The organism is Piscinibacter sp., from assembly GCF_050175855.1.
GTDB lineage: Bacteria > Pseudomonadota > Gammaproteobacteria > Burkholderiales > Burkholderiaceae_C > Piscinibacter.
The window spans coordinates 1-4,953 of sequence record NZ_JBFXIO010000379.1 but is presented as its reverse complement, the minus strand read 5'-3'; the positions used below and the strand labels follow the sequence as shown (position 1 = coordinate 4,953).

General features: G+C 73.3%; 5 protein-coding genes and 1 pseudogene. 4 read left to right on the top strand and 2 right to left on the bottom strand.

Annotation, left to right across the window (positions count from 1 at the left end; genetic code table 11):
* The 4 genes and pseudogenes from AB7U92_RS21870 to AB7U92_RS21855 all read left to right on the top strand — a co-directional run.
* Positions 1-380: pseudogene (locus tag AB7U92_RS21870) on the top strand (serine protease); the annotation flags it as partial.
* Positions 377-1,381, top strand: a complete 1,005-nt coding sequence (locus AB7U92_RS21865; protein ID WP_428582065.1) for an FHA domain-containing protein — start codon at positions 377-379, stop codon at positions 1,379-1,381. The pseudogene AB7U92_RS21870 and the gene AB7U92_RS21865, both read left to right, overlap by 4 nt.
* A complete protein-coding gene (locus AB7U92_RS21860) occupies positions 1,371-2,129 on the top strand; it encodes an SDR family oxidoreductase (protein WP_428582062.1) in 759 nt (252 codons plus the stop codon). The genes AB7U92_RS21865 and AB7U92_RS21860 overlap by 11 nt, the downstream gene beginning before the upstream one ends.
* Positions 2,130-2,195: 66 nt before the next feature.
* Entirely contained in the window at positions 2,196-2,840 is a 645-nt protein-coding gene (locus AB7U92_RS21855; RefSeq protein WP_428582059.1) for a hypothetical protein, read from the top strand.
* A gap of 12 nt (positions 2,841-2,852) precedes the next feature.
* Here the strand turns inward: AB7U92_RS21855 and AB7U92_RS21850 are convergent, their stop codons facing one another.
* Positions 2,853-3,428: a D-Ala-D-Ala carboxypeptidase family metallohydrolase gene (locus tag AB7U92_RS21850; RefSeq protein ID WP_428582056.1), complete on the bottom strand. Its 576-nt coding sequence runs from the start codon at positions 3,426-3,428 to the stop codon at positions 2,853-2,855.
* 17 nt (positions 3,429-3,445) lie between these two features.
* Positions 3,446-4,953: CHAT domain-containing protein (locus tag AB7U92_RS21845; RefSeq protein WP_428582053.1), on the bottom strand; the 1,508-nt coding region annotated here is incomplete at its 5' end.

Below are 4,953 nucleotides of genomic sequence, written 5' to 3'. Positions count from 1 at the left end.
GCGAGTTCAACACCGGCTCGATCTCGGTGCGCCACGAGAGCTACGACGGCAGCAAGCTCGGTGCGCTGCGCTTCGCCGCGCAGCACGGCCAGAGCTTCCGCAACGAGGGTTTCAGCCGGCTGCGCCTGGACCTGCAGACGCGCCCGCAGTGCAAGGAAGACTTCATCGACCGCGACGGCCTGGTGCTGCGCGCGGTGGTGTGCATGCGCGCCTACAAGAAGCTGCCGCAGCTGTACGACGTGTCGGTGCTGGTGGCCACGCTCGACCAGGCCGCCGCCGGCGTGCAGGGCCGCTTCGACGCGCAGGGCGTGAGCTTCGCCAATGCCCAGCGCCTGGCGCGCCACTACCTGCAGGCCTACCAGAAGGTGGCGCCGCGATGAGCGAATCGGGCGTGCTCGCCATCGTCGAGGTGCTCGACCGCGACGGCCAGGTTCGCCAGTCGCAGCGCGTGCACGCCTGGCCGCTGCGCATCGGCCGCGCGCTCGACAACGACCTCTCGCTGGCCGACCCGCACGTGGCGCCGCACCACTGCCTGATCGACGTCGACGCGCAGGGCCTGGTGCTGCAGGCGCTGCAGACCGCCAACGGCGTGCAGGTGGGCACGCGGCGCATCCGCGCCGGCGAGCGCGAGGCGCTGCGCGACGATGCCCAGGCGCTCGAGCTGGTGGCCGGCCGCACGCGCTTGCGCCTGCGCCGTGCCGGCGACTCGCTCGCCCCCGAGCTTCCGCTGGCCGCGGCGGCCACGCTGGCGCGCCGGGTCGGGCCGACGCTGGCCGGCGGGCTGGCGCTGGCCGCGGCGATGGCCTTCGACACCTGGCTGGGCAGCGACCCCGACGTGTTCCTGCGTGCCCTGGGCAGCACCGCGCTGACCACCGTGATGGGCGCGGCGATCTGGATCGGCCTGTGGTCGCTGCTGTCCAAGCTGTTCACGCGGCAGACGCATGCCGGCTGGCACCTCAAGGTCTTCGTGCTGTCGTCGCTGGCCTGGCTGGTGGTCGGCGCGCTGCCCGGCCTGCTGGCCTTCTCGCTGAACTGGCCCTGGGTGTCGGACTTCGGTTTCGTCGCCGGCTATGCCATCGCCGCCGCGGCGCTGTACTTCCACCTGCTCGGCGTGGAGCCGGCGCGGCCCGCGCTGATGCGCGGCGTGGCGGTGGCGGCCTTCGTGGTCGGCACCGGGCTCACGTTGTGGAACCAGCATCAGCGCGGCGACCGCCTCGGCAGCGACCTCTACCTCAGCAGCTTCCACCCGCCGGCCCTGCGCCTGGCCGCGCCGGTCAGCGCCGATCGATTCGTCGACGACCTGGCGGCGCTGCAGCCAATGCTGGACAAGAAAGCGAAGGAAGAACCGTCGAGCGACAGCGGAGCCAGCGATGAAGAATGAATCCACCACCACCGTGCTGGTGACCGGCGGCAGCCGCGGCATCGGTGCGGCCGCCTGCCTGCTGCTGGCCGAGCGCGGCCACGCGGTGGCCGTCAACTACACGCGCGACGCGGCGGCGGCCGAAGCGCTGGTCTCGCGCATCCGCGCCGAGGGCGGACAGGCGCTGGCGATCCAGGCCGATGTGGCCGAGGCCGCGCAGGTGGCGGCGATGTTCGAGCGCATCGACCGCGAGCTGCCGCGACTGTCGGGCCTGGTCAACAACGCCGGCGTGGTCGACCTGCCGGCGCGCGTCGACGAGATGGACGCGGCGCGGCTGCAGCGCATGTTCGCGATCAACGTCTTCGGCAGCTTCCACTGTGCCCGCGAGGCAGTGCGGCGGATGTCGTCGAAGCACGGCGGGCGTGGCGGCGCCATCGTCAACATCAGCTCGGCCGCGGCGCGCCTGGGCTCGCCAAGCCAGTACGTCGACTATGCCGCGGCCAAGGGGGCGATCGACACCTTCACGGTCGGCCTGGCGCGCGAGGTGGCCACCGAGGGCGTGCGCGTCAACGCCATCCGCCCCGGCATCATCGAGACCGAGATCCACGCCTCGGGCGGCCTGCCCGACCGCGCGAAGCAGATGGCCCCGATGGTGCCGATGCAGCGCGCGGGCAGCCCCGACGAGGTGGCGCAGGCGATCGCCTGGCTGCTGTCGGACGCGGCCAGCTACACCACCGGCGCGATCCTCGACGTCAGCGGCGGGCGCTGAGGCGGGTACGGGAACAAACCGGGGGCGCCGGACGTACACCGGGCACCGCCACCCGAGGAGACCCCGATGACTCGCATGCCCAGCCTGATCGCCCTCGCCGCCGCCGGCACGCTGCTGGCCGCCTGTGCCAGCGCGCCGTCCAACCCGATGAGCTTCTTCGTCACCAGCACCGGCAGCGGACAGGGCGCCAACCTCGGCGGCCTGGCCGGCGCGGACGCGCACTGCGAGAAGCTCGCCGCCGCCGTGGGCGCCGGGGGCAAGGGCTGGCGCGCCTACCTGAGCACCACCGGCGCGGCCGGGGTCAACGCGCGCGAACGCATCGGCAGCGGGCCGTGGGTGAATGCCAAGGGCGTGACGATCGCCGGCGACGTCGCCTCGCTGCACGGCAACAACAACCTGACCAAGCAGACGGCGCTCACCGAGAAGGCCGAGGTGATCAACGGCCGCGGCGACACGCCCAACACCCACGACATCCTCACCGGCTCCACCGCCGACGGCCGCGCCGTGGCCGGCGACGGCGACAGCACCTGCGGCAACTGGACGAAGAGCGGCGAGGGCTCGGCCTGGGTCGGCCACCACGACCGCATCGGCCTGCGCGACGACGAGCCCTCGCGTTCGTGGAACGCGTCGCACCCCTCGCGCGGCTGCAGCCAGGATGCGCTCAAGGCCACCGGCGGCGCCGGCCTGTTCTACTGCTTCGCCACCCGCTGAGCCCGGCCGGGCTCAGGCCTGGCTGGGCCGAAGCCCGGTCACGTAGACCAGCCGGCCGCTGCCCGGATCGACCACGTAGCTGAGCACCTGGCGCCGGTTGCGGCCGGCGCCGGGCGGCAGCAGCGAGATGTGCACCCAGCCGGAGTTCGGGCCTTTGCGCGGGTCGTAGCACTCGCAGATGATCTGGTCGAAGTCGGCCAGCGTCGTGCTCGCCCACCGCGCGAGCTCCAGCGTCGGCTTGGCGACGATCTCCACGTCGCAGGCGCGCCCCTCGGTGTGCTGGCTGGTCGAGATCCAGCTGCGCGGCTTGCCCTTGAGCGAGCGCTCCAGCGCCTGCGAGCGGAACACGCTGTTGGGCGTGAAGCCGCCGAACGCCTCGCGGATCGGATCGAGCACCGCACGCGCCAGGTGAACGGCGCTGCGCAGCACGCGGTCGTCGGGGATGCGGTTGTCGATGCGCTGGCGGTCGGCGGTTTCGCTGACGGTGAGCTCGTAGAGGCGGAAGTGCTGCGCGATGCGGTCCTGCGGGTCGAGCGCGGCAATGCGCAACTGCTCGAGCGGCGTGCTGGAGAGGTCTCGGCCTGCCATGTCGTCCTCCGCGGCGGTCAGATCGAACGCCGCAGCGCGGCGAGGGCTTCGCGCACCGCCGCCGGCCAGGGCGCGGCGGCATCGGCGGTCAGTTCGACGAGGAAGTCGAGGTGCTCCTGGATCGAGGCCACCTCGCGCAGGCTGGCGCCGCGGGCGAAGGCGGCGCCGTACTGCGCTGCGGCCTCGCGGGCGAGCGCCTCGTGGCCGGCGCGCGGGTCGTCGGCGGCGAGCAGCAGGCGCAGCACCTGCAGATCGGCCAGCCCGGTGGCCAGCCACAGCTGCGGCGACTCCTTCAGCTCGGCGCGGGTGGCAGCGAACTGCCGCTCGGCCATCGCGGCCAGCGGGCCCTGCCACGGGCCGGCGGCGCGCTCGGGGTCGAGCCGGCGCAGCAGCAGGCAGGCGATCGCCCAGTTGACGAAGGCGTAGACGTCGTCGTCGTCCTCGAGGTCGTAGGCCTCGCGGTAGTACTGCGCCATGTTGAGCAGCGCCTCGACGCGCGGCCGGCCCGCCTGCACCCAGGCCAGGCGCTTGCACGCGCCGCCGAGCAGCACCAGGCGCTCGTAGGTGGGCGCGCGGGTGTTGATGGCGTCGAGCTGGAACAGCGCCGCCTCGATGCGCTCGGCCAATTCGGCGCGGCGCACCTGCAGCGCGGCCGACTCGGCGTCGCCAGCTTCGGCACGCATCTGCGACCACGCCTGCGCCGCCAGCCGCACCTGGAAGTTGGCGTGCTGCTCGGCGGCACGCACCGGGCAGTCGCCGCGGTCGGAGCGCAGCGCGCGGTCCAGCCACTCCGAGGCCAGCTCGAACAGCCGCACCTCGCCGTAGGCGAAGCCGATCGCCGCGCAGACGTCGGCGCGTGCCATCCACACCGCGCGCGAGACCTCGGGCACGCGCGCGAGCAGGCCGTCGACGCGCTCGCGCAGATCCGCCGCCAGGGCGTCGTCATCGCGCTCGCGGCGCTGGCTGATCATGCGCGTCGATTCGGCCAGGTTGTTCAGTTCGGTGACCAGCTCCGAGGGCGCGAAGAAGGCCGGCGGCGCCGGCCGGTCGACGCCGACCTCGTCGCGCACCAGGCGGAAACCGGGGTCGCCGTAACACTGGTAGGCGCCCCAGGTGTTGACGCCGGGGTGGGCACTCCACGTGGCCACGCGCGCGCGGTGCACGGCGTCGCCGAAGGTGGCACCGGCCAGCATGCGCTCGTAGAAGGCCTGCGCGAAGGTCAGCGCCGCGGCGTCGTCCACCGCCCAGCCGGCGCAGACCACCGCACGCACGCCCATGCGGATGAACTCGACGCCGAGGTTGGCCGCCAGCCGGTTGTACTGCGCCGCACCCCCGCCGGTGTTGCCGAGGTGGCAGCAGTTGATGAACACCAGCTCCGGCACGTGGCGCATCTGCCGCACGTCGCCGGGGGTGAGGAAGGTCTCGCGTCCGATCACCATGCCGGACAGCGTCTTGCGCCGCTTCAGCGGCACCGCCAGGCGCCCGTCGGGCAGCTCGACGGGCACGGCCTGCGCGGCAGCGTCGG